The sequence below is a fragment of the Streptomyces sp. CNP082 genome, assembly GCF_059570535.1.
Genome location: NZ_JCANSZ010000006.1, coordinates 104,251 through 128,927, shown reverse-complemented (window position 1 = coordinate 128,927; position 24,677 = coordinate 104,251). Strand labels below are relative to the sequence as shown.

The window sequence follows — 24,677 nt, the reverse complement described above, 5'->3', positions numbered from 1 at the left end:
CGGCATGAGCGACGACGACCGCAGGACCCGCAAGCTCACCCGGCAGATCGAGACCTTCGCCGGCCGCCACGGCGGCGCGCGGGGGCAGGTTTCGTACCTCGGCGAACCGGGCGCCCGGCTGGTGCTGGTGGGGGCGGACGGGACGTGGGGCGACCTGGTGGCGCCGAGCACGCAGAGCGCGACGGCGGCGGCTCAGGCCGCGGGGGTGGCGCTGCAGGAGAACTTCGACGGCGAACTGGCGGCGGGGGTACGGACCGGGCCGTACGAGTGGACGCGGATGGCCGGAATCCAGGTGGGCGGGCAGGTGAACCCGGGCATTGCGCGGCCGGAGCCGGAGCCGGAGGCCGAAGCGCCCGGCGCCGGCGAGGACGTCGCCGCCGAGTCCGCTGAGTCCGCCGAGTCCGCTGAGAAGAACGGTGCCGCCGCCGCGGACCGCGACGGCACGGAGGCGGACGCGGAGCCCGGGAAGTCCTGGACGGACGAGAAGACCGGCTGACCGCGCAGCACCGCCGCGGGGCCGACCGCCCCGCGGACGGCTGGGCTCTACGGGGCCGAAGACCCCACCGGCCGCGCCGCTGCCGGCACCGCCGGCAGCGGGATCTCCGCGGGGGCTGCCCCAGGCCGGTGCCGCAGCGAGACCGCCACCCGCAGCACGGCGATCCACACCAGCGTCGAGCCGAACAAGTGGATCATGACCAGGACTTCCGGCACGTCCGTCAGGTACTGCGCGTAGCCGATGACGGCCTGCGACATCAGCACCAGGAACAGGTCCCGGGTCCGGGACAGCGGCCCGGGCGGGCCGTCGACGAGCTTCAGCGTCACCCAGATCGCGGCGGTCAGCGCGACCACCGCCCAGGCGGTGAACGAGTGCAGCCGCGCCGCGTGCTCCCAGCTGATCCACTCCATCCGGGGAACCTCGCTGGAGTCGCCCGCGTGCTCCCCCGTGCCGGTCACGACGGTGCCGGCGGCCAGCAGCACGACGGACACCGCCACCAGGGCCCGGGTCAGCCGGCGCACCACGGTGCCGACGAGCGGGTCGGGGCCGCCGTCGCCCTCGCGGGCGCGGTGCCAGGTGAGGTACGCGACGGTGATGAGCCCGGTGGCGAGCAGGAAGTGGGCGGCGACGGTGTACGGGTTCAGCTCGGTGAGCACCGCGGCGCCGCCGAGGACGGCGTTGCCCATGACCACCCAGAACTGCACCCAGCCGAGCCGCGTCAGCTCCCGGCGCCACGGCTTGGTGGCGCGGGCGGCGACGATGGCCCAGCCGACCGCCGCGCACAGCACGTACGTGAGCAGCCGGTTGCCGAACTCGATGGCGCCGTGCACGCCCATCTCGGACGTCGCCAGCAGGCTGTCGTCGGAGCACTTGGGCCAGGTGTCGCAGCCGAGACCGGAGCCCGTCAGCCGGACCGCGCCCCCGGTGACGACGATGACGATGCTCATCAGCAGTGCGGAGAGCGTCGCGCGCTGGACCGTCTTCTGCGTCGGGGTCCAGCGCTCGGCGATGAGGGCGAGGGGGTTCTGCACGGCGCCTATCGTATGCCGCCCCTTGTGCGTGTTTTCACGAGGGGTGAGGCGGACGTTCCCGTACGCCCCTGCCCCCCGCCCGGCGCCGGGTCACTCCCAGCGGAAGAACCGCGCGGCGGCGGCGAGCCCCAGCACCGCCCAGCCGGCCAGCAGGCCCAGGTCGGCCCACGGCATGCCGGCGCCGTCCCGCAGGACGTCCCGCAGCCCGTCCGACAGCGCCGCGACCGGCAGCACCTCGAGAACGGCCCGGGCGCCGTCGGGGAACTTCTCCAGCGGCACGATCACGCCGCCCGCCACCAGCAGCAGCACGAAGACCAGGTTCGCCGCCGCGAGCGTCGCCTCGGCGCGCAGCGTGCCCGCCATCAGCAGCCCCAGGCCCGTGAACGCGGCCGTGCCCAGGGCGACGAGCAGCACCACAGCGAGCGCACCGCCGGCCCCGCCGCGCGGCGACCAGCCGAGCGCCACTGCGATGGCGGTCAGCAGCACCAGTTGCAGCGCGATCGTGGCCAGCACCGCCGCCGCCTTCGCCGTCATCAGCCCGGCGCGCGGCAGCGGCGAGGCGCCGAGCCGCTTCAGCACGCCGTAGCGGCGGTCGAAGCCGGTGCCGATGGCCTGGCCGGTGAAGGCGGTGGCCATGACGGCGAGCGCCATGGCGCCGGGGGCGAGGAAGTCGACGCGCTCGCCGGGGCCGGTGTCGACGACGTCCACCGTGCTGAAGAGCAGCAGCAGCACCGCCGGGATGATCATGGTGAGGAGCAGTTGCTCGCCGTTGCGCAGGAGCAGCCGGGTCTCCAGACCGGCCTGCGCGGTGACCATGCGGGACAGCGGCGCCGCCCCGGGACGCGGCGCGTAGACGCCGGTCCCCGCCTCCCGAACGCTCACGAGCGCAGTTCCTTCCCCGTCAGCTCCAGGCTGCGGTCTTCCGGGGGGCGACCCCCGTACCCCCGGGCGGTCCGGCTCATGAGCGCAGTTCCTTCCCCGTCAGCTCCAAGCTGCGGTCTTCCGGGGGGCGACCCCCGTACCCCCGGGTGGTCCGGTTCACGAGCGCAGTTCCTTCCCCGTCAGCTCCAAGAAGACGTCCTCCAGCGTGCGCCGCTCCACCGTCATCTGCTCCGGCAGCACCCCGTTCTGGGCGCACCACGTCGTGACCGTCGCCAGCAGCTCCGGGTTGATCTCGCCGCTTATCCGGTACGAGCCCGGGGCCAGCTCCAGCGCCGCGGTCTCCGGCGGCAGCGCCTTCAGCAGCGAGCCGAGGTCGAGCCCCGGCCGGCCCGTGAAGCGCATGGTGTTCTCCGCGCCCCCGCGGCACAGCTCCTCCGGCGTGCCGTCGACCAGCAGCCGGCCGCCGTCGATGATCGCGACCCGGTCGGCGAGCTGCTCCGCCTCGTCCATGTGGTGCGTGGTGAGCACCACGGAGACGCCGTCGGCGCGCAGCTCGCGGATCAGCTCCCAGGTGGCGCGGCGGGCCTGCGGGTCCAGGCCGGCGGTCGGCTCGTCGAGGAAGACCAGCTCGGGGCGGCCGACGACGGCCATGGCCAGCGCGAGCCGCTGCTGCTGGCCGCCGGAGAGCCGGCGGTAGGGGGTGCGGCCGCAGGAGCCGAGGCCCAGCCGCTCGATCAGCGCGACGACATCGAGGGGGTGGGCGTGCAGCCGCGCGATGTGCCGCAGCATCTCCTCGGCCCGGGCGGCGGGGTAGACGCCGCCGGCCTGGAGCATCACGCCGACGCGGGGCCGCAGCTCGGCGGCGTCGGCGAGGGGGTCGCGGCCGAGGACGCGGACGGTGCCGGCATCCGGGCGGCGGTAGCCCTCGCAGATCTCGACGGTGGTCGTCTTGCCCGCGCCGTTGGGGCCGAGGACGGCGGTGACGTCGCCGCGGGCGGCGGTGAGGCCGAGCCCGGCCACGGCGGTCTTCTCGCCGTAGCGCTTGACGAGGCCGGTCACCTCGACGGCCGCGTCGGTGGAGGGCTGTTGCATGAGTGTGAGTCTAAAGAGCCCGCGGGCCCGCCCGGCGCCGCCCCGGAAGGGTTCACGCCAGGGGCGGGCGGAGCCCGTACGGAACTTAGGTGACCCTAAGTGATGCATTCCACCGCACCGTGATCACGACCTGGCTTGTCGCGTCGCGGCGAATTAAGCAACAATGACGTTGTGAAAAACGTGGACCCGGGTGCGAGCACCGCGAAGGACCGGGCGGCCGGGCCGGCCGCCGGTGCCGCCGTGTCCGGGGACGGGACGCGCAACCGCGTGGCCCGCTCCATCCTCGACCACGGCCCGTCGACCGCCGCCGACCTGGCCCAGCGGCTCGAACTCACCCCCGCCGCCGTCCGGCGGCACCTCGACGCGCTCGTCGCCGAGGCCATCGTGGAGCCGCGTGACCAGCGGGTCTACGGAACCCGCGGGCGCGGCCGGCCGGCCAAGGTCTTCGCCCTGACCGACTGCGGCCGGGACGCCTTCGACCAGGCGTACGACCAGCTTGCCGCCGACGCCCTGCGCTGGATCGCCCAGAGCGCGGGCGGCGGCGAGCGGGGGGAAGCGGCCATCGCCGCCTTCGCCCGCGACCGGGTCGCCGAGCAGGCCGAGCGGTACGCCGCGGAGCTGGCCGGCATGCCCCCCGAGAGCCGGGTCGAGGCTCTCGCCCGGCTGCTCTCCGCGGACGGGTACGCTGCCACAGCGCGCAGCGCGCCCGGAGCCCCCGGCGAGCAGCTCTGCCAGCACCACTGCCCGGTGGCGCACACCGCCGAGCAATACCCGCAGCTCTGCGAGGCGGAGACCGAGGTCTTCTCCCGCTTGCTCGGCACCCATGTGCAGCGTCTGGCCACCATCGCCCACGGCGACGGGGTGTGCACGACGTTCGTCCCCGAAATCCGCGGGCCCGGCGCCCGCAGGCAGCCACCGACATCCGGGAGGACCCCCGCATGACTGCGCCCACCGAGACGCCCACCGAGACCACTGCTGCCTCGGAGCACCCCGAGCTCGACGGGCTGGGACGCTACGAGTACGGCTGGGCCGACTCCGACGCGGCCGGCGCCGCCGCGAAGCGCGGCCTGTCCGAGGACGTCGTCCGGGACATCTCCGACAAGAAGTCCGAGCCCGACTGGATGCTGAAGACCCGGCTGAAGGGCCTGCGGCTGTTCGGCAAGAAGCCCATGCCCACCTGGGGCTCCGACCTCTCCGGCATCGACTTCGACAACATCAAGTACTTCGTGCGGTCCACCGAGAAGCAGGCCCAGTCCTGGGAGGACCTGCCGGAGGACATCAAGAACACCTACGACAAGCTCGGCATCCCCGAGGCGGAGAAGCAGCGCCTGGTCGCCGGCGTCGCCGCGCAGTACGAGTCGGAGGTCGTCTACCACCAGATCCGCGAGGACCTGGAGGAGCAGGGCGTCATCTTCCTGGACACCGACACCGCGCTCAAGGAGCACCCGGAGCTGTTCAAGGAGTACTACGGCACGGTCATCCCCCCCGGTGACAACAAGTTCGCCTCTCTCAACACCGCGGTGTGGTCCGGCGGCTCGTTCATCTACGTCCCGAAGGGCGTGCACGTCGAGATCCCGCTCCAGGCGTACTTCCGGATCAACACCGAGAACATGGGCCAGTTCGAGCGGACGCTGATCATCGTCGACGAGGGCGCGTACGTGCACTACGTCGAGGGCTGCACCGCGCCGATCTACCAGTCGGACTCGCTGCACTCCGCGGTCGTCGAGATCATCGTGAAGAAGAACGCCCGCTGCCGGTACACCACGATCCAGAACTGGTCGAACAACGTGTACAACCTGGTCACCAAGCGCGCGGTGGCCTACGAGGGCGCGACCATGGAGTGGGTCGACGGCAACATCGGCTCCAAGGTCACCATGAAGTACCCGGCGATCTACCTGATGGGCGAGCACGCCAAGGGCGAGACGCTGTCCGTCGCCTTCGCCGGCGAGGGCCAGCACCAGGACGCCGGCGCCAAGATGGTGCACATGGCGCCCCACACGTCGTCCAACATCGTCTCGAAGTCGGTGGCGCGGGGCGGCGGGCGGACCTCGTACCGCGGCCTGATCGAGATCGGCGAGGGCGCGGAGAACTCGAAGTCCAACGTGCTCTGCGACGCCCTCCTGGTCGACACGATCTCCCGCTCGGACACCTACCCGTACGTCGACGTCCGCGAGGACGACGTGACGATGGGCCACGAGGCGACCGTCTCCAAGGTCAGCGACGACCAGATCTTCTACCTGATGCAGCGGGGCCTGTCCGAGGACGAGGCGATGGCGATGATCGTCCGCGGCTTCGTCGAGCCGATCGCCAAGGAGCTGCCGATGGAGTACGCGCTGGAGCTCAACCGGCTGATCGAGCTGCAGATGGAAGGCGCGGTGGGCTGACCAGCCGCACCACGCCGGAACAGCCCGGATCAGCCTTCGAGACGATGACCGAGAAAGCGAGCACGAGAACAGTCATGGCCGACGCCCAGAAGATCCCGGCCGGCTCCACCGCCGCCGGAAGCATCGCGGTGGCCGCCGAGTCCACCGTGGCCACCAGGATGAGCGCCCCGCCGTCCTTCGACGTGGCCGACTTCCCGGTCCCGCACGGCCGGGAGGAGGAGTGGCGCTTCACCCCGCTGGAGCGGACCCGCGGACTGCACGACGGCAGCGCCGCCGCCACCGGCGAGCCCAAGGTGGCCATCACCGCGCCCGACGGCGTCACTGTCGAGACCGTCGGCCGTGACGACGCGCGGCTGGGCCGGGCCGGCACCCCGGTGGACCGGATCGCCGCCCAGGCGTACTCCTCGTTCGAGAAGGCCACGGTCGTGACCGTGCCGAAGGACACGCAGCTCACCGAGCCCATCCGGGTCTCGGTGCACGGCGAGGGCAACGTCTCGTACGGGCACCAGCTCATCGAGCTGGGCGCCTTCGCCGAGGCCGTCGTCGTCATCGACCACACCGGCGACGCGGTGCTCGCGGAGAACACCGAGTACGTGCTCGGCGACGGCGCCAAGCTCACCGTAGTCTCCGTGCAGGACTGGGCCGACGAGGCCGTGCACGTCGCGCAGCAGTCCGCGCTCATCGGCCGGGACGCCAGCTTCAAGTCCGTGATCGTCACCTTCGGCGGCGACCTGGTCCGGCTGCACCCCCGGGCGCACTACGCGGGCCCCGGCGCCGAGGCCGAGCTGTACGGGCTGTACTTCACCGACGCCGGGCAGCACCAGGAGCACCGCCTGTTCGTCGACCACGACGCCCCCCACTGCCGCAGCAACGTGGCGTACAAGGGCGCGCTCCAGGGCGCCGACGCGCACGCCGTGTGGATCGGCGACGTGCTGATCCGCAAGCGCGCCGAGGGCACCGACACCTACGAGCTGAACCGCAACCTGGTGCTCACCGACGGCGCCCGCGTCGACTCGGTGCCCAACCTGGAGATCGAGACCGGCGAGATCATCGGCGCGGGCCACGCGTCGGCCACCGGCCGCTTCGAGGACGAGCAGCTCTTCTACCTGATGGCCCGCGGCATCCCGGCCGACGAGGCCCGCCGGCTGGTCGTCCGCGGCTTCTTCGCCGAGCTGGTGCAGCAGATCGGCGTCGAAGACGTCGAACGGCGCCTGATCGAGAAGATCGAGGCCGAGCTGGAGGCGTCCGTGGCATGACCGACACGACCCACGCGACGTACGTCCGCGCCTGCGCGCTGAGCGAGCTCGAAGAGGACCTCCCCAAGCGGGTGGAACTCGACGGCACGCCGGTGTCGGTCGTGCTCACCGGGGGCGAGGTGTTCGCGATCTACGACATCTGCTCGCACGCGAACGTCTCGCTCTCCGAAGGCGAGGTGGAGGACTGCCAGATCGAGTGCTGGCTGCACGGCTCCACCTTCGACCTGCGTACCGGCAAGCCCTCCGGGATGCCCGCGACGCGCCCCGTCCCCGTGTACCCCGTCAAGATCGAAGGAGACGGCCCTGATGCAACAGTGTTCGTCTCCGTCACCCAGGAGTCCTGAAGGCACCATGGCAACGCTTGAAATCCGCGACCTGCACGTCTCCGTCGAGGCCGACAACGCCACGAAGGAGATCCTCAAGGGCGTCGACCTGACCGTGAAGCAGGGCGAGACCCACGCCATCATGGGCCCCAACGGCTCCGGCAAGTCCACCCTGGCGTACTCCATCGCCGGTCACCCCAAGTACCAGATCACCTCCGGGACCGTCACCATCGACGGCGAGGACCTGCTGGAGATGAGCGTCGACGAGCGCGCCCGCGCCGGCCTCTTCCTCGCCATGCAGTACCCGGTCGAGGTCCCCGGCGTCACCGTCTCCAACTTCCTGCGCACCGCCGCCACCGCCGTCCGCGGCGAGGCCCCCAAGCTCCGCACCTGGGTCAAGGAGGTCAAGGAGGCGATGGAGCGGCTGAGCATCGACCCCGCCTTCGCCGAGCGCAACGTCAACGAGGGCTTCTCCGGCGGTGAGAAGAAGCGCCACGAGATCCTGCAGCTCGAACTCCTCAAGCCGAAGATCGCGATCCTCGACGAGACCGACTCGGGCCTGGACGTCGACGCGCTGCGCGTCGTCTCCGAGGGCGTCAACCGGGTCCGCGAGACCGGCCAGGTCGGCACCCTGCTGATCACCCACTACACCCGCATCCTGCGCTACATCAAGCCCGACCACGTGCACGTCTTCGCGGCCGGCCGGATCGCCGAGTCCGGCGGCCCGGAGCTGGCGGACAAGCTGGAGGAAGAGGGCTACGCGGCGTATGTCAAGGGCGGCCCCGTGAGCGGAGCGAACCAGAAGGAGGGGGCCGAGTGACCTCACTGCCGGGCCTCCTCGACACCGAGGCGATCCGCAAGGACTTCCCGATCCTGGACCGCGCCGTCCACGACGGGAAGAAGATCGTGTACCTGGACAACGCGGCGACCTCGCAGAAGCCGCGCCAGGTGCTCGACGCGCTGAACACGTACTACGAGCGGCACAACGCCAACGTGCACCGCGGCGTGCACGTCCTCGCCGAGGAGGCCACGGCGCTGTACGAGGGCGCCCGCGACAAGGTCGCCGCCTTCGTCAACGCGCCCAGCCGGGACGAGGTCGTCTTCACCAAGAACGCCTCCGAGTCGCTCAACCTCGTGGCCAACATGCTCGGCTTCGCCGACGAGCCGTACCGCGTGGACCGCGACACCGAGATCGTCATCACGGAGATGGAGCACCACTCCAACATCGTCCCGTGGCAACTGCTCGCCCAGCGCACCGGCGCGAAGCTGAAGTGGTTCGGCCTCACCGACGACGGCCGCCTCGACCTGAGCGACCTGGACGAGGTCATCACGGAGAAGACGAAGGTCGTCTCCTTCGTGCTGGTCTCCAACATCCTCGGCACGCACAACCCCGTCGAGGCCATCGTCCGCCGTGCCCAGGAGGTCGGCGCGCTCGTCGTCGTGGACGCCTCCCAGGCCGCCCCGCACATGCCGCTGGACGTGCAGGCGCTGCAGGCCGACTTCGTCGCCTTCACGGGGCACAAGATGGCCGGACCCACCGGCATCGGGGTGCTCTGGGGCCGCAAGGGGCTGCTGGACGACCTGCCGCCGTTCCTCGGCGGCGGCGAGATGATCGAGACCGTCTCCATGCACTCCTCGACGTACGCCCCGGCGCCGCACAAGTTCGAGGCCGGCACGCCGCCGATCGCCCAGGCCGTCGGCCTCGGCGCCGCGGTGGACTACCTCAGCGGCATCGGCATGGAGCGCATCGAGGCGCACGAGCGCGCCATCACCGCGTACGCGCTCGGGCGGCTCCAGGAGGTGCAGGACCTGAAGATCATCGGCCCGACCGAGGCCGAGGAGCGCGGCGCCGCGATCTCCTTCACCCTCGGCGACATCCACCCGCACGACGTCGGCCAGGTGCTCGACGAGCAGGGCATCGCGGTCCGGGTCGGCCACCACTGCGCCCGCCCCGTCTGCCTGCGGTACGGAATTCCCGCGACCACGAGGGCGTCGTTCTATCTGTACTCCACACCGGGCGAGGTCGACGCGCTGATAGACGGCCTGGAGTACGTCCGGAACTTCTTCGGCTGAAGGGCGTGGGAACAGCGTGAAGCTCGATTCGATGTACCAGGACGTCATCCTGGACCACTACAAGCACCCGCACGGGCGGGGCTTGCGGGACGGTGACGCCGAGGTGCACCACACCAACCCGACGTGCGGTGACGAGATCACCCTGCGCGTGAAGCTCGACGGCCAGACCATCGAGGACGTCTCGTACGAGGGCCAGGGCTGCTCCATCAGCCAGGCCAGTGCCTCCGTGCTCAACGAACTGCTGGTCGGCAAGGAGCTCACCGAGGCGCAGCGGATCCAGGAGAGGTTCCTGGAGCTGATGCAGTCGCGTGGGAGGATCGAGCGGGAGGAAGACATGGCAGCCATGGAGGAGGTGCTGGAGGACGCGGTCGCGTTCGCCGGCGTCTCGAAGTACCCGGCGCGCGTGAAGTGCGCCCTGCTGTCCTGGATGGCGTGGAAAGACGCCACGGCCCAGGCGCTGAAGGAGGCCGCAGCATGACCGACACCCCCGCCGAGACCACCGCCGTCGGCACCAAGCCGGCCGAGGAGGACGAGATCCGCGAGGCGCTGTACGACGTGGTCGACCCCGAACTGGGCATCGACGTCGTCAACCTCGGCCTGATCTACGGCATCCACGTGGACGACGGCAACGTCGCCACCCTGGACATGACGCTGACCTCGGCGGCGTGTCCGCTGACCGACGTGATCGAGGACCAGGCCAAGGCCGCCACCGAAGGCATCGTCAACGACCTGAAGATCAACTGGGTCTGGATGCCCCCGTGGGGCCCCGACAAGATCACCGACGAGGGCCGCGAGCAACTGCGCGCGCTGGGGTTCAACGTCTGAGCCCGCCCGTCCCGTCAGGCCCGCCCCGGTCCGCCCGGGGCGGGCTTCTTCGCGTCCGCGGTGCGGGGCGAGAACCCGTTCGGGGACATCGGGCAACAAGAGGTGACAAGGCTCCGCCACCACCTCTTCGAACGGGGATCGCCCAGTGACCGACCCGCCGCACGACCTCACGGAGAGACGAGTGGAGCCACCGCACGACGTCTCCCCCCTCGTCGACGGAGACGCCGCCGTCGTCGAGGACTCGCTGGACCGGCCCGAGGCGTTCGCGGAGCTGTACGACCGGTACGCCCCGGCCATCCACCGCTACGCGGCCCGCCGGCTCGGCACGGGTGCGGCGGACGACATCACCGCCGACACCTTCCTGGCGGCCTTCCGCACCCGGGCGCGCTTCGACCCCGCCCGCACCAGCGCCCGGCCCTGGCTCTACGGCATCGCCGCCAACCTCATCGGCCGGCACCGCCGCGCCGAGGTGCGGGCCCTGCGCGCCCTGGCCCGTACCGGCGTCGACCCCGTGGCCCACTCCTGGGTGGACGAGGCCGACGAGCGGCTCGCCGCACAGGCCGTGCACGCCCCCCTCGCGGGCGCGCTCGCGGGGCTGGCGGCCGGCGACCGGCACGTGCTGCTGCTCGTGGCCTGGGCCGACCTCAGCTACGCGGAGGTGGCCGAGGCGCTGGACATCCCCGTCGGCACCGTGCGCTCCCGGCTGAGCCGGGCCCGGCGCAAGGTCCGCGCGGCCCTCGGGCCCGATCCCTACTCCACGCACGACGCACCTGAGGCGGCAACCCATGGATGAGATGTCGAAGCTGCGCGAGTGGCGCGAGGACGCGCCGACCCCCGACCGCGCCTGGCTGGCCCCGGGCCGCCGCCGGCTGCTCGACGCCGCGGGCGCCCGCAAGCGCCGGCGGCTGCCAGTGCTGGGCGACTGGCGGGTGGCGGCAGGCGCGGTGGCCGCGGGCGTCACGGCGGTGGCCCTGCTGGCGACGACCCTGGGCGGCGGCCCGGGCGGCGGCGAGGGCACGCCGGCGGCGGGGGGCGACGGTCCGGCGACGGTGACGGCGACGCCGGAGACACTGGTGCCGCAGGACGTGCCGGAGCTGTTGGCGCAGGCCGCCGATGCGGTGGCGGATGACAAGGTGCCGCAGCCGGAGGCGGGGGACTGGGTGTACACGCGGAGCGTGGAGGTGAACACGACGGACCCGGAGGACTCCCGGCGTACCGAGGACTCCTGGGAGAAGTACGCGGATCCGGAGTTCGAGAACTGGAACGAGGGCGACGACCACTCCCCGCGGGAGCGCTTCGAGTACCTCGCCGAGCTGCCGGCGGAGCCCGAGCAGGTGCTGCAGAAGGCGCGCTGGTTCTACCCCGACGACGGTGGCCGCCCCGACACCGAGAACCCCGGTGCCGGGCAGAGCCCGGAGGAACGGGCCGACTGGGACTTCCGGTCGCTGAGTTCGCTGCTCGCCTCGGCGCCGATGCACCCCGGTGGCCAGGCCCGGGTCTACGACGCGATGGCCACGATTCCGGATGTGCGGGTGCGGGACCACACCGTCGAGGACGCGGCGGGCCGCCAGGCTCTTTCCTTCTACCTCGACCGCCGCCCCGAGAATGACACGTTGCGCGGCGAGGTGCTGCTCGACCCCGTGACGTACGCCTACCTGGGCAAGCGGTACGTGGCCGTCGAGGACGACACCAACCCGGACGGCTGGCAGAAGGGAGACGTCGTCATGTCGTCCGCGATCCTCGACACGGCCCTGGTGGACGGCGACGGCGTACGGCCCTGAAGGGCGCCTGGCGGCGTACAGACGCGGGCGAACGGCACGTCCGGCGCACCGGACTCGCGTACGCGACACGGAGACGGCAGGGCGGTCCGGGATCACCGGTCCGCTCTGCCGCCGGTTCGCCGGCCTGGCCGCCCCCGCCGCCCCGGCGGCACGCGTGCCGCCATGCGGACCGGTTCGCCTCCCGCGCCGGGCGGCGGTTAGCGTTCGGGTATGACCGACGCAGCGACCTCCACCACCCACCTCAGCGGCGCCGCGGCCACCGGCCTGGCCACCGTCACCCCCGACGGCACCGTCCTCGACACCTGGTTCCCCGCCCCCGCCCTCGCCGACGACCCCGGCCCCGCGGGCACCGAGCGGCTGACCGCCGAGCGCGCGGCGGAGCTCCTCGGGGAGCCCGCGCGGGCGGCGCTGGGCCCCGACCCGCGGCGCGGAGTGGAGGTCGTCGCGGTGCGCACGGTGATCTCCTCGCTGCAGGAGAAGCCGGCCGACGCCCACGACGTCTATCTGCGGCTGCACCTGCTCAGCCACCGCCTGGTCCGCCCGCACGGGCAGAACCTCGACGGCATCTTCGGCCTGCTGGCGAACGTCGCCTGGACCTCCCACGGCCCCGTGCCCGCCGACCGGATCGAGGAGGTGCGGCTCGCGGTCCGCGCCGCCGGGCAGCACCTTCAGGTCAGCCACCTCGACAAGTTCCCGCGCATGGTCGACTACGTGCTCCCCTCCGGCGTCCGCATCGGCGACGCCGACCGCGTCCGCCTCGGCGCGCACCTCGCCTCCGGCACCACGGTCATGCACGAGGGGTTCGTCAACTTCAACGCCGGCACCCTCGGCACGTCGATGGTCGAGGGCCGGATCTCCGCGGGCGTCGTCGTCGGCGACGGCACGGACGTCGGCGGCGGCGCGTCGATCATGGGCACGCTCTCCGGCGGCGGCAAGGACGTCATCTCCCTCGGCGAGCGCTGCCTGCTGGGCGCCCAGGCCGGCGTCGGCATCTCGCTCGGCGACGACTGCATTGTCGAGGCCGGTCTGTACGTCACCGCCGGTACGAAGGTCGCGCTGCCGGACGGCACCGTGGTGAAGGCCCGCGAGCTGTCCGGCGCGAGCAACCTGCTGTTCCTGCGCAACTCCACCACCGGCGCGGTCGAGGCGCGCCAGCGCTCCGGCTCGTGGGGCGGGCTGAATGCCGCGCTGCACGCCAACGACTGACGGGGGACGGCCGGTTCGTACCTCCCCTCCCTCAAGGAAGGCCGCGCTCCGGCCCCGTGCCCCCGGCCCCGTGCCCCCGATCCTGAGCCCGCCCGCCGCCGGGCGGTCAGGCGCGCCCGCGACCCTCTAGGGTTGCGGCATGCGTGACTTCACCACCGGATTCCGCTACGTCGGCAAGGGGCTGCGCTGGGTCGCGGGGCACGGGCGGTCGTGGGCGCTGGGCCTGGTGCCCGCGCTCATCGCGCTCGTCCTCTACGCCGCCGCGCTCGCCGCCCTCGCGTACTGGGCCGACGACATCGCCGTGTGGGCCACGCCCTTCGCCGACGACTGGGACTCGCCCTGGCCGGGCCTGCTGCGCGGGCTGTTCATGGCGCTGCTGCTGCTCGGCGGCATCGGGCTCACGCTGCTCACGTTCACGGCCGTCGCGCTGCTGATCGGGGACCCCTTCTACGAGGCGCTGTCCGGGCGCGTCGAGGAGGACGCGGGGCACTGCCCGCCGAGCCCGGACGAGCGGCTGCTGCCCGGTCTGTGGCGGTCGCTGAAGGAGAGCGTCCATGTGCTGTCGCGGGCGCTGATGTTCACCGTGCCGCTGTTCTTCCTCGGCTTCGTCCCGTTCCTCGGGCAGACGGTCGTGCCCGCGCTCGGCTTCGCCGTCGCCGGCTTCTTCCTCACCGTCGAGCTGACCTCGTTCGCCCTGCAGCGCCGGGGGATCGACGTGCGCGGGCGGCTGGCGCTGCTGCGCCGGCGCAAGATGCTCGCGCTCGGCTTCGGCGTGCCGATCGTGCTGCTGTTCCTGGTGCCGCTGGCCGCGGTGGTGGCGATGCCGGGCGCGGTGGCGGGTGCGACGCTGCTCGCCCGCCACCTCGTCGGCGACGACGTCCCGGCCCCGCCGGCCCCGCCGGTCCCGCCCGCTCCGGGACCGGCGTCCGGTCCGCCGCCGGTCAGGGCCTGAGCCGGGCCACCGACGGGTCGTGGTCGCTGGCCTGGTCGGCGTACTCGGCGTTGAGGTGCACGATGTCGTAGTCGGCGCGCGGCGAGCGCCGGGCTGGTCAGGATGTGGTCCAGCACCTGGGAGTTGCCGTTGAAGACTTGACATGCTCATCGGGCGCGAGCTCGATGATTCTGGCCTTCCCTGCCGAAGCCCGTGCCGCTGCGGCACCGGCTTCGGCAGGGAATCCGTGGCTTCCTGCTTCGCTGCGCTGTGCCGGAACCGAAGTCCCGGTCTTACCTGCGCTCCACAGGCTGTAACCACCATGTCCGGCGGCCTTCTTGACGTTGATCGCTGAGTTGATATCCCGGTCGTGCACGGTTGCGCAGCCGGAACATGTCCAAACGCGGACGTGGAGTGGCTTGGGTCCGTCGATCCGGTCGCAGACGTGGCAGGCCTGGGAGGTGGGCAGGAACCGGCCGATCTTGACCAGCCGGCGCCCGTACCGGGCGGCTTTGTACTCCAGCATGTTCACGAACCGGGCCCAGCCCGCGTCGTGCACGCTCTTGGCCAGCCTGGTGCGCGCCAGTCCTTTGACCGCCAGGTTCTCCACACCGATCGCTTGGTTCTCGCGGATCAGCCTTGTGGACAACTGGTGGTGGAACTCTTTGCGTGCGTCGGCGACGGCCGCGTGGGCGCGGGCGACCTTGATCCGGGCTTTCTCCCGGTTCTTCGATCCCTTCTCCTTGCGGGACAGGGCCCGCTGGGCCTTCTTGAGTTTCTTCTCTGCCCGCCGCAGGAACCGCGGGTTGTCGATCTTCTCGCCGGTGGACAGGATGGCGAAATGAGTGAGGCCGAGATCGATGCCCATCCTCTGGTCGGCCTCGGGCATCGCGGCGGCGTCGGCTTCGGGGTCGGTGTCGATGACAAAGGAGGCGAAGTACCGACCGGCCGCATCCTTGAGTACGGTCACGCTGGAGGGCTTGGCGGGCAGCGTGCGTGACCACTTCACCTTCACCGCACCGATCTTCGGCAGATTCAGTCGGCCCGCTTGATCCAGAGACCAGCGGGCGTTGGCCGTGAACCGGATCGACTGGCGGGTGTCCTTGCGGGACTTAAAACGCGGCGAGCCCATCCTGGCGCCCCTGCGGGCGCCTTTGAGGGAGGCGACGAAGTTCTTGTAGGCGGTCTCGGCATCGCGCAGGGACTGCTGCAGTACGACCGCGGAGACTTCGCTTAGCCAGGACCGCTCCACGGTCGGCTTCGCGTCGGTGATCAGCCTCTTCGATAGCTCGCCGGCTTTCGGGGAAGGCCTGCCCTCGGCCCGGGCACTCGCGCGGGAGCGCACGGCGTCGTTGAACACGACGCGGGCGCACCCGAACGCCTTGGCCAGCGCCGTGCGCTGGGGGTGGTCCGGGTACAACCTGAAGGCGTACCGCAAATGCATGCGGTGATCGTACGAACACGCAACACACTCCGGCCACGGGAACACCTGTCCACGCCGTCATCGTCCCCGACGACAGCGGCCTTCTCGTACTCCGCACGGGAATGGGTACCCGCAAGCCGCTCCGCGCCACCACCCCGGATTCGCTTCGCCCAGGCGTGATTGTCGGAGCACTACGTGCAGATCCTGGACTCGGTGACGGAGCCGGAGACCTCGACCGCATCGCCGGGCTCGACGCCGGGGGTCGTGGAGCCGGTGAAGACGAAGAGGCCCTCGCCGGTGGCGGGGTCCGTGTCGGGCCGGGGGTCCTGGATCCAGAAGCCGCGGGCGGAGCCGAAGGCGCGGACGGCGGTGACGGTGCCGGGCACGCCGGTGACCCGCTCGCCCGCGAGCGGGGATATCCGGGTGTCGCCCTGGACGTCGCGGACGCGTATCTGCCCGTCGCCCGCCCCGGCGCCCGCGGCACCGGCGGCGGGGGCGGTGAGCAGCGCCGCGGCGAGCGCGGCGGCGACGGCGTAGGGGACGGGGCGGGTGCGACGTTCCATGGTGTCCTCCGGGACAGGGACAGGGACAGGGACAGGGACAGGGCGGCGGGTTGGGAGGGGACATGCATCTACGCGCGTCAATCTCGTGCGCGCGTACGGGCGTTGTCAAGAAACGGACGGTGAACACGGGGCGCGCGGCACTGCCGGAACGGCGTCGTCGGTTCCGCCGCCCCGCGGGGGCTACGCTTGGGCAGCGTCCGATTGATCCCCAGTCTTCGGAGTTGTCGATGACCGCTGACCGCACCGTTCTGCCGCCCGTCCGGCTGCCAACCGAGGCGGAGCTGGCCCGGGAGGCGCTGGCCGCGCCGCTCTTCGCGCGGGCCGTCCGGCTAGCCCGCTGGGCCGGGCCGGGTCTGCGGGTGGGCGCCGGCGGGGAACTGCCCGACGCCGAGGTGCGCGAGGCCGCCGTGGAGCTGGGTCTGGAGGAGGGCGACGACGACGAGGGCGAGGCGCGGGCCGTCGCCGGGGAGGCGTGGCGTATCGCCGTGGACGTCGGCCTGGTCGACGTCACCGCGCCGGAGGAGGGCGACGACGCGCTGGGCACCGCGGCTCCCAGTGCCGATCTGCGGCTGGTCACGGGCGGCGCGCCCGCCGAGGTGCTGGACCTGTGGGCCGCGGCCTGCGAGTGCGTGCTCTCGGACGCCGCGCTGCCGGACATGAGTGCGCTCGTGGAGCAGATCAGCGCGGGCGAGGAGCTGGACCTCGACGGGCTGGACTGGGATCCGGAGGCGGACGCGGACTTCCTCGACGGCGCGCTCGGCAACCTCTACCTCCTCACCGCCATGGAGGGCCCCGGCGCCGACGGCACCGTCCCGCTGCCCGCGCTCGCCGCCTCCCTCGTCGTGCCGGACGACATGGGCGAGCCGACCGAGGAGGTGCTCGCGGAGGTCTCCGAGGCGGTGCTGCGCCTCGACGAGCAGTTCCGGATGCTGGAGCCGGTCGGCGTGGTGGCGTACCGCCCGGTGGCCGAGGAGATCCTGCTCGAAGCCGCCGGCACCGCCCCTGCGGCGGAGACCCCCGACGACGAAGCCCTCGCCGCCGACGACGAGGACGACGACGTCTCCCGCTACGGCCTCGTGCGCCTCACCCCCCTCGGCCTGTACGCGCTGCGCCGGCGGATGCTCGCCGACGGCCTGGTCGCCCCGCTCGTCGGTGAGCTGGCGGGCGAGGACGCCTACGTCCTCCTCGACGCGCTGCCCCGGCTGCCCGACCCGGTCGCCCAGACGGAGGCCGAGGCGTGGCTGGCGGACCGCAAGCCCGCCGAGGCGGCCACCGCGCTCCTGGACGCCGCCCGCGGCGCGGACGACCGCGCCCCGGCCCGCCGGCTGGCCTGCCAGCAGGCGCTGGCCGTCGCGGGCGCCGAGGCGGAGCCGGCGGTACGTGACGTCCTGCACGACCGCGAACTGGGCGGTCTGGCGCGCGTCTGGCTCACCGAGCGCGGCGTCCCCGGCGTGCCGCAGCCCACCCAGGACATGGTCTTCTGGCTGGCCGTCGACACGGTCGCCGCCCAGTTGGGCGGGGTACGGGACGACACCCCGGAGCTGCGCGAGCTGGTGGAGCACCTGGTGGGCACGCACCGCGGCTTCTTCGCCGCCGCCTGGCGCGTGGACCACCCGGCCACGCCGGAGGTGCTGGAGGCGATGGGCCGCCTCCACCCGGACCGCCAGGTCGCCAAGGACGCCCGCAAGGCAGCATTCAAGGCCCGCTCCCGGCCGACCGCGTAACACGCCCCACCCGGGAGGTGCCGGGCTCCGGCTTCGCCGGCGATGTCACGGAGCTGGCGGCGATCGGCCCTCGTCCCGCCCGGACCGCGGAACTGCGCGCCCTCCCGGCACGCCCAGAAGCCCGCCGAGTGCGCGTAGGTAGGCGAAAGTCGGCCCCGGTGGGCAGTTTGCCCTGGTTTTGTGGGCGGGTTACCGCGAGTTTGTCACGGCGCGGCGCATGTGGAACACCCCCAGGGGCGGGCGGTGCGGGGGGAGTCGAGTGGTGAGGCACCGGGGGGCCAATGGCTCCGGCCGTGCGCTCTCAACTGGGCTTTGTCCTATGCCGGGATGAAGTTGACTCCGGTTCCTGCCAAAGCTCTTTTCGGCAGGGGCGAAAGCGGTTACGGTCCTGGCGGCGGGCACCTTTCCGCACACGAGTCACGCGCCCGCACATCAGTCACGCATGTCAGGTATGTCGCGAACGATGCCCCGCACCCGTCACCCCACGGGAGGACGCAACGTGCACAAGACCCGACCGAGATTCCGCACCGCGCTGGCGGCCGTCGCGGGAGCCCTGCTCCTCGGCAGCGGCCTCGCCCCCGGCATGGCCGCCACCGGCGCCGCGCACGAGCCGCCGGCGGCCCTGGACGGCCCCGTCGCCCCCGACCTGCAGCAGGTCACCCTCGCCAAGGGCGTCGACCAGGTCGGCGAGCCGATGGCGCTCGCCGTGCTCCCCGACGGCGCCGTGCTGCACACCTCGCGCGACGGCACCCTGTGGCACACCGGCGCCGCGGGCGGCACCCGCGTCGCCGCCCAACTGCCCGTCTACCCGCACGACGAGGACGGCCTCCAAGGCGTCGGCGTGGACCCGGACTTCGAGAACAACCGCGCCGTCTACCTCTACTACGCGCCCGTCATGGACACCCCCCACGGCATCGCGCCCAGCGACGGCGAGCCCGCCGACTTCGAGCCGTACGAGGGCATCAACCGCCTCTCGCGGTTCACCCTGAGCGAGGACGGCACCCTCGACCTGGCCAGCGAGCAGACCGTGCTGGAGGTCGGCACCAACCGCGGCAGGTGCTGCCACAACGCCGGCGACATCGCCTTCGACAGCGCGGGCAACCTGCTGCTGTCCACCGGCGACGACACCGACCCCTTCGCCTCCGACGGCTACACGCCCATCGACGAGCGCGAGACCCGCAACCCGGCCTTCGACGGGCAGCGCTCCGCAGGCAACACCAACGATCTGCGCGGCAAGATCCTGCGTATCAAGGTCGACCCCGCCGACGGCTCGTACACGATCCCGGACGGCAACCTCTTCGCGCCCGGCACCGAGAAGACCAGGCCCGAGATCTACGCCATGGGCTTCCGCAACCCGTTCCGGATGAGTGTCGACAAGGCGACCGACACCCTCTACGTCGGCGACTACGGCCCCGACTCCGGCGCGGCCGACCCGGCGCGCGGGCCCGGCGGCCAGGTCGAGTTCAACCGGATCACCGGGCCCGGCAACTTCGGCTGGCCGTACTGCCACGGCGCGGGCGACGCCTACATCGACTACGACTTCGCCACCGGCACGTCCGGCGAGGCGTTCGACTGCGCCGCGCCGCGCAACGAGTCGCCGCGCAACACCGGCCTGACCGAGCTGCCCCCGGCCCAGCCCGCCTGGATCGCCTACGACGGCGACTCCGTGCCCGAGTTCGGCAGCGGCTCGGAGTCCCCGATGGCCGGCCCGGTCTTCCGCCACGACCCGGACCTCGACTCCCGGCTCCAGCTCCCCGAGCGCTACGACGAGCTGTTCTTCGCCGGCGAGCACGGCCGCGAGTGGATCAAGACCATCGGCGTGGGCGAGGACGGCGGCGTCGCCGGCATCGAGGACTTCTCGTCCGGCAGCAAGATCATGGACATGGAGTTCGGGCCCGACGGGGCGCTGTACTTCCTCGACTACGGCACCGGCTTCTTCAACGGCGACGGCAACTCCGCCCTGTACCGCATCCAGAACGCCGCCCAGGGCTTCGCCCCCGTGCCCGTCGCCTCCTCCGACGCGACCAGCGGGCACGCCCCGCTGAAGGTCGCGTTCTCCGCGGCCGGCACCGCCGACCCGGACAGCGAACAGCTCAGCTACCGCTGGGACTTCGGCGACGGCAAGACCTCGGACAAGCCCGACCCGACGCACAACTACGGCAAGGACGGCGAGTACTCCGCGGTGCTCACCGTCACCGACCCGGACGGCAACACCGGCACCTCCGCCGTCCGCGTCATCGTCGGCAACACCCCGCCCGAGGTGGAGCTGAAGCTGCCCGAGGACGGCACGGTCTTCGAGTACGGCGACGCCATCCCGTTCGAGGTGGTGGCCTCCGACGCCGAGGACGGCGAGACCGACTGCTCCCGGGTGCGCGTGGACTACGCGCTCGGCCACGACACCCACGGCCACCCGATGACCTTCGAGCAGGGCTGCACCGGCACCATCGAGACCTTCGAGGAGGACCGCCACGACGACCACGCCAACCTCTTCGGCCTCATCCGCGCCACCTACACGGACGGCGGCGGCACCACGGCCGGCGTGCCCGCGCTGAACGCCAGCGCCGAGCACAAGCTCCAGCCCGCGCACCGCCAGGCCGAGCACTTCGACGCCGCCGAGGGCGCCGCGGCCGGCGCCGCGACCGGCGCGGAAGGCGGCCGGGCCGTCACCGGCGGGAGCGGCGAGTGGATCGCCTTCGAGCCGTACGTGCTGAGCGGCATCACGACGCTCTCCGCCCGGGTCGACGCCGCCGGCAGCGCCGGCAGTGCCGAGGGAGCCCTGGAGCTGCGCGCGGGCGCGCCCGACGGGCCGGTGCTCGCCACCGCGCCGGTGGGCACCGCGAGCGGCTGGAGCGAGGTGAGCGCCGACGTGACGGACGCGCCCGCCGGGACGACGTCGCTGTATCTGGTGTTCACCGGAGGTGAGTTCACGCTGGACAGCTTCCACCTCGGCAGCGGCTGAACCAGCCCGCCGCCACCGCACACCGCCACCGCACCGCCGCCGGCGCCCCGAGGGGAGCGCCGGCGGGCCGGAACCGGTGGCCGCGCAGCACGTTCGCGCGGCCCGCGCGGGGCCGGGTCCGCACCGGCCGGCTCCGGGCACCTTCCGCGCCGCAGCACCGCAATCCCCCCACGGCCCCTTGACCCGTACGCCCGACGACACCACCCGAGGAGCCACACCATGCGTCGTACGAGCCTTCCGCTCGCCGGCACCGCCCTGGCCGCCGCCACCCTCGCCGGCGGACTGCTCGCCCCGGCCGCCACCGCGGCCGGCGGGCCCGCGACCGGCGCCGCCGGCGACACGACCTGCGCAGCCCCCGACGCCCGCCCGACGGTCCGCTTCCTGGACGACGACACCGGCGTGCCCAACTACACCGCCCCGGGCGGCTGCACGGTCAACGACCTCATCGACGACGAGCGCGACTGGCCGGACCGGGGCGCGTTCGTGCAGCACACCGAGCAGGTGTCGCGCTCCCTGCTGCGCGCCGGCGTGCTGGGCCCGGGGGAGTACATGCGGCTGACCATGACCGCGGCCCAGTCCGGCATCGGCGGGAAGCACGGGCCCGCGCCGTACGAGGTGATCTTCGACGGCAGCCAGGAGTCCTTCGACGACTGGGGGTACGTCGGCGGGCGCGGCTTCGAGCTGAACGACGACGGCTCGATGGTGACCGGCCCGGAGCCGGCCACCGGCGGGCTCGGCCTGCTCTGGTACGAGAAGGAGGAGTTCGCCGACTTCTCGCTGCGGCTGCAGTTCCGCGACGAGCGGGCGGACGCCGGCCGCTCCAACAGCGGCGTCTTCGTCCGCTTCCCGGGCGTGGACCCGGCGGCCAACCCGGAGTGCAAGACGACCGACCCGGCGTGGGTGTCCGTCAACTGCGGGCACGAGATCCAGATCAACGACTCGGCCGAGACCGCCGGCAACGACCCGCGCAAGACCGGCTCGGTCTACGGCTTCGCCGACCTCGACCTCGCCGCCGCGCGGCCGACCGACAAGGGCGTCTGGAACGACCTGGAGATACGGGTGGTCGGGCAGCAGTACACGGTGATCCGCAACGGCGAGGTCATCAACGAGTTCGAGAACAGGCCCGGCCTGCCCTTCCCGGGCCGCCCGGACGACCCGGGCACCAGCGGGCGGCAGTTCGCCGAGGGCTACGTCGGCCTGCAGAACCACGACACGGCGTCGGCCGTGGAGTTCCGCAACATCCGGGTTCGCGACCTGGGGTAGCCGGGGGCGCACACGGAACGGCGGGGCCCGGACACCGACCGGGCCCCGCCGAGTATGTGCCGTACGGGGGTTACAGCGCCGCGGCGGCGGGCTTGACCATGCCCTTCACGGTACGCGAGTCGACGAACTCGCCGAGGGCGGTCATCTCCCACTCGCCGCTGAACTGCTTGATGAACTTCGCCATGAGCACGCCCGTGCGGGGCTCGGAGGAGGTGAGGTCGAAGCGGACCAGCTCCTCGCCGGTCATGCCGTCGAGCAGGCGGCAGTACGCCTTGGCGACGTCGGTGAACTTCTGGCCGGAGAAGGAGTTGACCGTGAAGACCAGGCCGGTGACCTCCGGCGGCAGGCCGCCGAGGTGGACGGTGATGACCTCGTCGTCCCCGCCGCCCTCGCCGGTGAGGTTGTCACCGGAGTGCTGGATGGCGCCGTTGAGGATCTGGAGCTTGCCGAAGAAGCAGTTGTCGATCTTGTTGCGCTGGGGGCCGTACGCGATGACGGAGGCATCCAGGTCGATGGACTTGGCGCGGCGCCGGCCACCGCCGTACGCGGGCTCCCAGCCGAGGCCCATCTTCACCGTGGTCAGCAGCGGCTGGCCGCCCTTGACGAGGGAGACGGTCTGGTTCTTCTGGAGGCTGACGCGGCCCTTGTCCAGGCTGATCTTCCCGGGCTGCGCGGCGGCCGGCGGCTGGCCCGGTGCCTGGCCCGGCTGCTGCGGGGCGGCGGCCGGAGGCGGGCCGAAGCCGCCCGGGGCGGGCGCGCCGGGCGCCGGGGGAGCGGGGGGCGGGGCGGCGGGGGCGCCCCACTGGCCCGGGGCCGGCGGGGGCATGGAGCCCGGCATCGGCGCGGCCGGCGGCATGGGCGCGGCGGGCGGCGCCGGAGCGGCGTGCGGCTGCGGGGCGGCCGGGGCCTGCGGCGGTGCCGGGGCTGCCGGTGCCGGGGCGGCGGGGGGCGGGGGCGCGGCGGCGGGCGCGGCCTGGGCGGGCGCGGGCTCGTCGACGCTGACGCCGAAGTCGGTGGCGATGCCGGCGAGCCCGTTCGAGTAGCCCTGGCCCACGGCGCGCACCTTCCACGCGCCGTTGCGCCGGTAGATCTCCACGACGACCAGGGCCGTCTCGCTGGTCAGCCGCGGCGGCGTGAACGTGGCGACGACCGCGCCGCCGACCGCGTCGCGCACCGTCGCCGTCGGCTCGGTCCCCGAGAACGTCCCGCTGTCCAGGCTGGCGGTGACCACGACCTTCTCGATGTCCGCGGGCACGCCCGCGGTGTCCACGGTGATGGTGTCGGCGGTGCCGGCCGACTGGTGGGTCACCCCGGGGCCCGAGGGCTGGTTGTAGAAGACGAAGTCGTCGTCGGAGCGCACCTTGCCGGCGGCGGTGAGCAGGAGGCCCGAGACGTCGAGCCGCACCGGCGCGGTGACGTCCACGGCCACCCGGGTGGCGCTGAGCGGTAGATTCGAGCCAGGGGTCATCGCAGTCATGCCCCGGCTAACGAACGGCCCGGGCCCGCGGTTCCTCCCCTGTCCGCCGGAAGGGGACCGTCCGTGAGCTGGTACGCGCCGGGCCCCGCCCGGCCGCGCCGCGGCCCGGCGCGCCCAGGGTCGCCGCCGCCACCCCCGCCACCGTGACCGCCATACCGGCCATCGCCACGGGACCGGGCGCCTCGCCGAACATCGCGTACGCCCACAGCGCCGTGACCGGCGGCGTCAGGTACAGCAGCGCGCTGGTCCTGGTGACCCCGCTGCGGCGCAGGCTCAGCCAGTAGAAGCCGTACCCGCCCGCGGTGGACAGCACCACCACCCACGCCACCGCCAGCCAGAAGCCGCCGCCCTCCGGCGGCGCGGCCCGCCCGCCGGCCAGCGCGACCGCGCTGAAGAGCACGGCGCTGACCAGCACGTGTACGGGCACCGCGTCCGCCGGCGGCAGCGGCGAGCGGGCCCGGCGCTCCAGGAGGCTGGCGCCGAGCAGGGCGGCCATGCCGGCGAAGGGCAGCGCGTACGCCCAGGGCGGGGCCGCGCCGGTGCCGCCGAGGTCGTCCCGTACGACGAGCGCCACCCCCGCGAGCCCCACCGCAAGCCCCGCCCACTGCCGCCGGGCGATCTTCTCGCCGAGCAGCGGTCCGGCCAGCGCGCCGGCGGCCAGCGGCTGGAGCGCGGCGATCAGCGCCGCGCTGCCGGCGGGGACGCCGAGCCCCACGGCCCAGACGATGGCGCCCAGATAGCCGCCCTGCGACAGGGCGCCGATCACGGCCTGCTCGCCCACCGCCCGGCGTGAGAGCCGCCGGCGGCGCAGAAGCAGCCAGCCGCCGCAGAAGAGCGCCGCCGCGGCGAGGAAGCGCCACATCAGCAGGGTGTCGGCCGCGGCCTCGCGGGTGCCCAGCTCGGCGCCGGTGAAGCCGGAGCTCCAGAAGACGACCAGACCGGCGGAGACGGCCGTAGCACCCATGCTGACCTCCAAGATTAAACCGAT

At 72.8% G+C, this 24,677-nt stretch carries 22 protein-coding genes and 1 pseudogene; 16 read left to right on the top strand and 7 right to left on the bottom strand.

Annotation, left to right across the window (positions count from 1 at the left end):
• Positions 1 to 4 precede the first annotated feature (4 nt).
• Positions 5 to 310 (top strand): annotated as a pseudogene (locus B124_RS07590) (hypothetical protein); the annotation flags it as partial.
• Positions 311 to 543: 233 nt separating this feature from the next.
• On the opposite strand, the gene B124_RS07585 reads toward B124_RS07590, so the two are convergent.
• From B124_RS07585 to B124_RS07575, 3 genes are all read right to left on the bottom strand, one after another.
• Positions 544 to 1,527, bottom strand: a complete 984-nt coding sequence (locus B124_RS07585; RefSeq protein ID WP_496501898.1) for a COX15/CtaA family protein — start codon at positions 1,525 to 1,527, stop codon at positions 544 to 546.
• Between the two features lie 90 nt (positions 1,528 to 1,617).
• Positions 1,618 to 2,343: an ABC transporter permease gene (locus tag B124_RS07580; protein ID WP_496502040.1), complete on the bottom strand. Its 726-nt coding sequence runs from the start codon at positions 2,341 to 2,343 to the stop codon at positions 1,618 to 1,620.
• Positions 2,344 to 2,565: 222 nt separating this feature from the next.
• Positions 2,566 to 3,501, bottom strand: a complete 936-nt coding sequence (locus B124_RS07575; protein WP_496501897.1) for an ABC transporter ATP-binding protein — start codon at positions 3,499 to 3,501, stop codon at positions 2,566 to 2,568.
• Between the two features lie 180 nt (positions 3,502 to 3,681).
• Between B124_RS07575 and B124_RS07570 the strand changes: the two genes are divergently transcribed.
• From B124_RS07570 to B124_RS07515, 12 genes are all read left to right on the top strand, one after another.
• Complete coding sequence (locus B124_RS07570; RefSeq protein WP_496502039.1) at positions 3,682 to 4,443, top strand: helix-turn-helix transcriptional regulator; 762 nt, start codon at positions 3,682 to 3,684, stop codon at positions 4,441 to 4,443.
• Positions 4,440 to 5,885, top strand: coding sequence for a Fe-S cluster assembly protein SufB (sufB, locus tag B124_RS07565; RefSeq protein ID WP_496501896.1), 1,446 nt, complete (start codon positions 4,440 to 4,442; stop codon positions 5,883 to 5,885). The genes B124_RS07570 and sufB overlap by 4 nt, the downstream gene beginning before the upstream one ends.
• Positions 5,886 to 5,959: 74 nt before the next feature.
• Positions 5,960 to 7,141: a Fe-S cluster assembly protein SufD gene (sufD, locus tag B124_RS07560; protein WP_496502038.1), complete on the top strand. Its 1,182-nt coding sequence runs from the start codon at positions 5,960 to 5,962 to the stop codon at positions 7,139 to 7,141.
• Positions 7,138 to 7,485, top strand: coding sequence for a non-heme iron oxygenase ferredoxin subunit (locus tag B124_RS07555; RefSeq protein WP_496501895.1), 348 nt, complete (start codon positions 7,138 to 7,140; stop codon positions 7,483 to 7,485). The genes sufD and B124_RS07555 overlap by 4 nt, the downstream gene beginning before the upstream one ends.
• A gap of 7 nt (positions 7,486 to 7,492) precedes the next feature.
• Positions 7,493 to 8,284, top strand: coding sequence for a Fe-S cluster assembly ATPase SufC (gene sufC, locus B124_RS07550; protein ID WP_496501894.1), 792 nt, complete (start codon positions 7,493 to 7,495; stop codon positions 8,282 to 8,284).
• Positions 8,281 to 9,537: a cysteine desulfurase gene (locus B124_RS07545; protein WP_496501893.1), complete on the top strand. Its 1,257-nt coding sequence runs from the start codon at positions 8,281 to 8,283 to the stop codon at positions 9,535 to 9,537. Before sufC ends, B124_RS07545 begins: the two co-directional genes overlap by 4 nt.
• Positions 9,538 to 9,553: 16 nt before the next feature.
• Entirely contained in the window at positions 9,554 to 10,015 is a 462-nt protein-coding gene (gene sufU / locus B124_RS07540) for a Fe-S cluster assembly sulfur transfer protein SufU (RefSeq protein ID WP_496501892.1), read from the top strand.
• Complete coding sequence (locus tag B124_RS07535) at positions 10,012 to 10,362, top strand: metal-sulfur cluster assembly factor (protein ID WP_496501891.1); 351 nt, start codon at positions 10,012 to 10,014, stop codon at positions 10,360 to 10,362. Before sufU ends, B124_RS07535 begins: the two co-directional genes overlap by 4 nt.
• Before the next feature lie 181 nt (positions 10,363 to 10,543).
• A complete protein-coding gene (locus B124_RS07530) occupies positions 10,544 to 11,155 on the top strand; it encodes an RNA polymerase sigma factor (protein ID WP_496501890.1) in 612 nt (203 codons plus the stop codon).
• A complete protein-coding gene (locus tag B124_RS07525) occupies positions 11,148 to 12,143 on the top strand; it encodes a CU044_5270 family protein (RefSeq protein WP_496501889.1) in 996 nt (331 codons plus the stop codon). The genes B124_RS07530 and B124_RS07525 overlap by 8 nt, the downstream gene beginning before the upstream one ends.
• A gap of 210 nt (positions 12,144 to 12,353) precedes the next feature.
• Entirely contained in the window at positions 12,354 to 13,349 is a 996-nt protein-coding gene (gene dapD / locus B124_RS07520) for a 2,3,4,5-tetrahydropyridine-2,6-dicarboxylate N-succinyltransferase (RefSeq protein ID WP_496501888.1), read from the top strand.
• Positions 13,350 to 13,488: 139 nt separating this feature from the next.
• On the top strand, positions 13,489 to 14,301 hold the full coding sequence (locus tag B124_RS07515; RefSeq protein WP_496501887.1) for an EI24 domain-containing protein: 813 nt from the start codon (positions 13,489 to 13,491) through the stop codon (positions 14,299 to 14,301).
• A gap of 97 nt (positions 14,302 to 14,398) precedes the next feature.
• Here the strand turns inward: B124_RS07515 and B124_RS07510 are convergent, their stop codons facing one another.
• Complete coding sequence (locus tag B124_RS07510) at positions 14,399 to 15,724, bottom strand: RNA-guided endonuclease InsQ/TnpB family protein (RefSeq protein WP_496501886.1); 1,326 nt, start codon at positions 15,722 to 15,724, stop codon at positions 14,399 to 14,401.
• 170 nt (positions 15,725 to 15,894) lie between these two features.
• Positions 15,895 to 16,266, bottom strand: coding sequence for a hypothetical protein (locus B124_RS07505; RefSeq protein ID WP_496501885.1), 372 nt, complete (start codon positions 16,264 to 16,266; stop codon positions 15,895 to 15,897).
• Between the two features lie 227 nt (positions 16,267 to 16,493).
• Between B124_RS07505 and B124_RS07500 the strand changes: the two genes are divergently transcribed.
• The 3 genes from B124_RS07500 (at position 16,494) to B124_RS07490 (ending at position 22,212) form a co-directional block, all read left to right on the top strand.
• A complete protein-coding gene (locus B124_RS07500; protein ID WP_496501884.1) occupies positions 16,494 to 17,990 on the top strand; it encodes a hypothetical protein in 1,497 nt (498 codons plus the stop codon).
• Positions 17,991 to 18,573: 583 nt separating this feature from the next.
• Entirely contained in the window at positions 18,574 to 20,949 is a 2,376-nt protein-coding gene (locus B124_RS07495; RefSeq protein WP_496502037.1) for a PQQ-dependent sugar dehydrogenase, read from the top strand.
• A 219-nt stretch (positions 20,950 to 21,168) separates the two neighbouring features.
• Positions 21,169 to 22,212: a 3-keto-disaccharide hydrolase gene (locus tag B124_RS07490; RefSeq protein WP_496501883.1), complete on the top strand. Its 1,044-nt coding sequence runs from the start codon at positions 21,169 to 21,171 to the stop codon at positions 22,210 to 22,212.
• 70 nt (positions 22,213 to 22,282) lie between these two features.
• Here B124_RS07490 and B124_RS07485 read toward each other — a convergent pair whose 3' ends face one another.
• A complete protein-coding gene (locus B124_RS07485; RefSeq protein WP_496501882.1) occupies positions 22,283 to 23,680 on the bottom strand; it encodes a TerD family protein in 1,398 nt (465 codons plus the stop codon).
• A gap of 16 nt (positions 23,681 to 23,696) precedes the next feature.
• Complete coding sequence (locus tag B124_RS07480) at positions 23,697 to 24,653, bottom strand: DMT family transporter (protein ID WP_496501881.1); 957 nt, start codon at positions 24,651 to 24,653, stop codon at positions 23,697 to 23,699.
• Positions 24,654 to 24,677 lie beyond the last annotated feature (24 nt).

Excerpts from the sequence above, each read along its gene's own strand:
- sufD (WP_496502038.1), top strand. The coding sequence starts at position 5,960 with ATGGCCGACGCCCAGAAGATCCCGGCCGGCTCCACCGCCGCCGGAAGC.
- B124_RS07525 (WP_496501889.1), top strand. The coding sequence starts at position 11,148 with ATGGATGAGATGTCGAAGCTGCGCGAGTGGCGCGAGGACGCGCCGACC.
- B124_RS07485 (WP_496501882.1), bottom strand. The coding sequence starts at position 23,680 with ATGACCCCTGGCTCGAATCTACCGCTCAGCGCCACCCGGGTGGCCGTG.
- B124_RS07510 (WP_496501886.1), bottom strand. The coding sequence starts at position 15,724 with ATGCATTTGCGGTACGCCTTCAGGTTGTACCCGGACCACCCCCAGCGC.
- dapD (WP_496501888.1), top strand. The coding sequence starts at position 12,354 with ATGACCGACGCAGCGACCTCCACCACCCACCTCAGCGGCGCCGCGGCC.
- B124_RS07575 (WP_496501897.1), bottom strand. The coding sequence starts at position 3,501 with ATGCAACAGCCCTCCACCGACGCGGCCGTCGAGGTGACCGGCCTCGTC.
- B124_RS07535 (WP_496501891.1), top strand. The coding sequence starts at position 10,012 with ATGACCGACACCCCCGCCGAGACCACCGCCGTCGGCACCAAGCCGGCC.
- B124_RS07495 (WP_496502037.1), top strand. The coding sequence starts at position 18,574 with ATGGCCGCCACCGGCGCCGCGCACGAGCCGCCGGCGGCCCTGGACGGC.
- B124_RS07505 (WP_496501885.1), bottom strand. The coding sequence starts at position 16,266 with ATGGAACGTCGCACCCGCCCCGTCCCCTACGCCGTCGCCGCCGCGCTC.
- B124_RS07500 (WP_496501884.1), top strand. The coding sequence starts at position 16,494 with ATGACCGCTGACCGCACCGTTCTGCCGCCCGTCCGGCTGCCAACCGAG.
- sufC (WP_496501894.1), top strand. The coding sequence starts at position 7,493 with ATGGCAACGCTTGAAATCCGCGACCTGCACGTCTCCGTCGAGGCCGAC.
- B124_RS07480 (WP_496501881.1), bottom strand. The coding sequence starts at position 24,653 with ATGGGTGCTACGGCCGTCTCCGCCGGTCTGGTCGTCTTCTGGAGCTCC.
- B124_RS07490 (WP_496501883.1), top strand. The coding sequence starts at position 21,169 with ATGCGTCGTACGAGCCTTCCGCTCGCCGGCACCGCCCTGGCCGCCGCC.
- B124_RS07580 (WP_496502040.1), bottom strand. The coding sequence starts at position 2,343 with ATGGTCACCGCGCAGGCCGGTCTGGAGACCCGGCTGCTCCTGCGCAAC.
- B124_RS07515 (WP_496501887.1), top strand. The coding sequence starts at position 13,489 with ATGCGTGACTTCACCACCGGATTCCGCTACGTCGGCAAGGGGCTGCGC.
- B124_RS07555 (WP_496501895.1), top strand. The coding sequence starts at position 7,138 with ATGACCGACACGACCCACGCGACGTACGTCCGCGCCTGCGCGCTGAGC.
- sufB (WP_496501896.1), top strand. The coding sequence starts at position 4,440 with ATGACTGCGCCCACCGAGACGCCCACCGAGACCACTGCTGCCTCGGAG.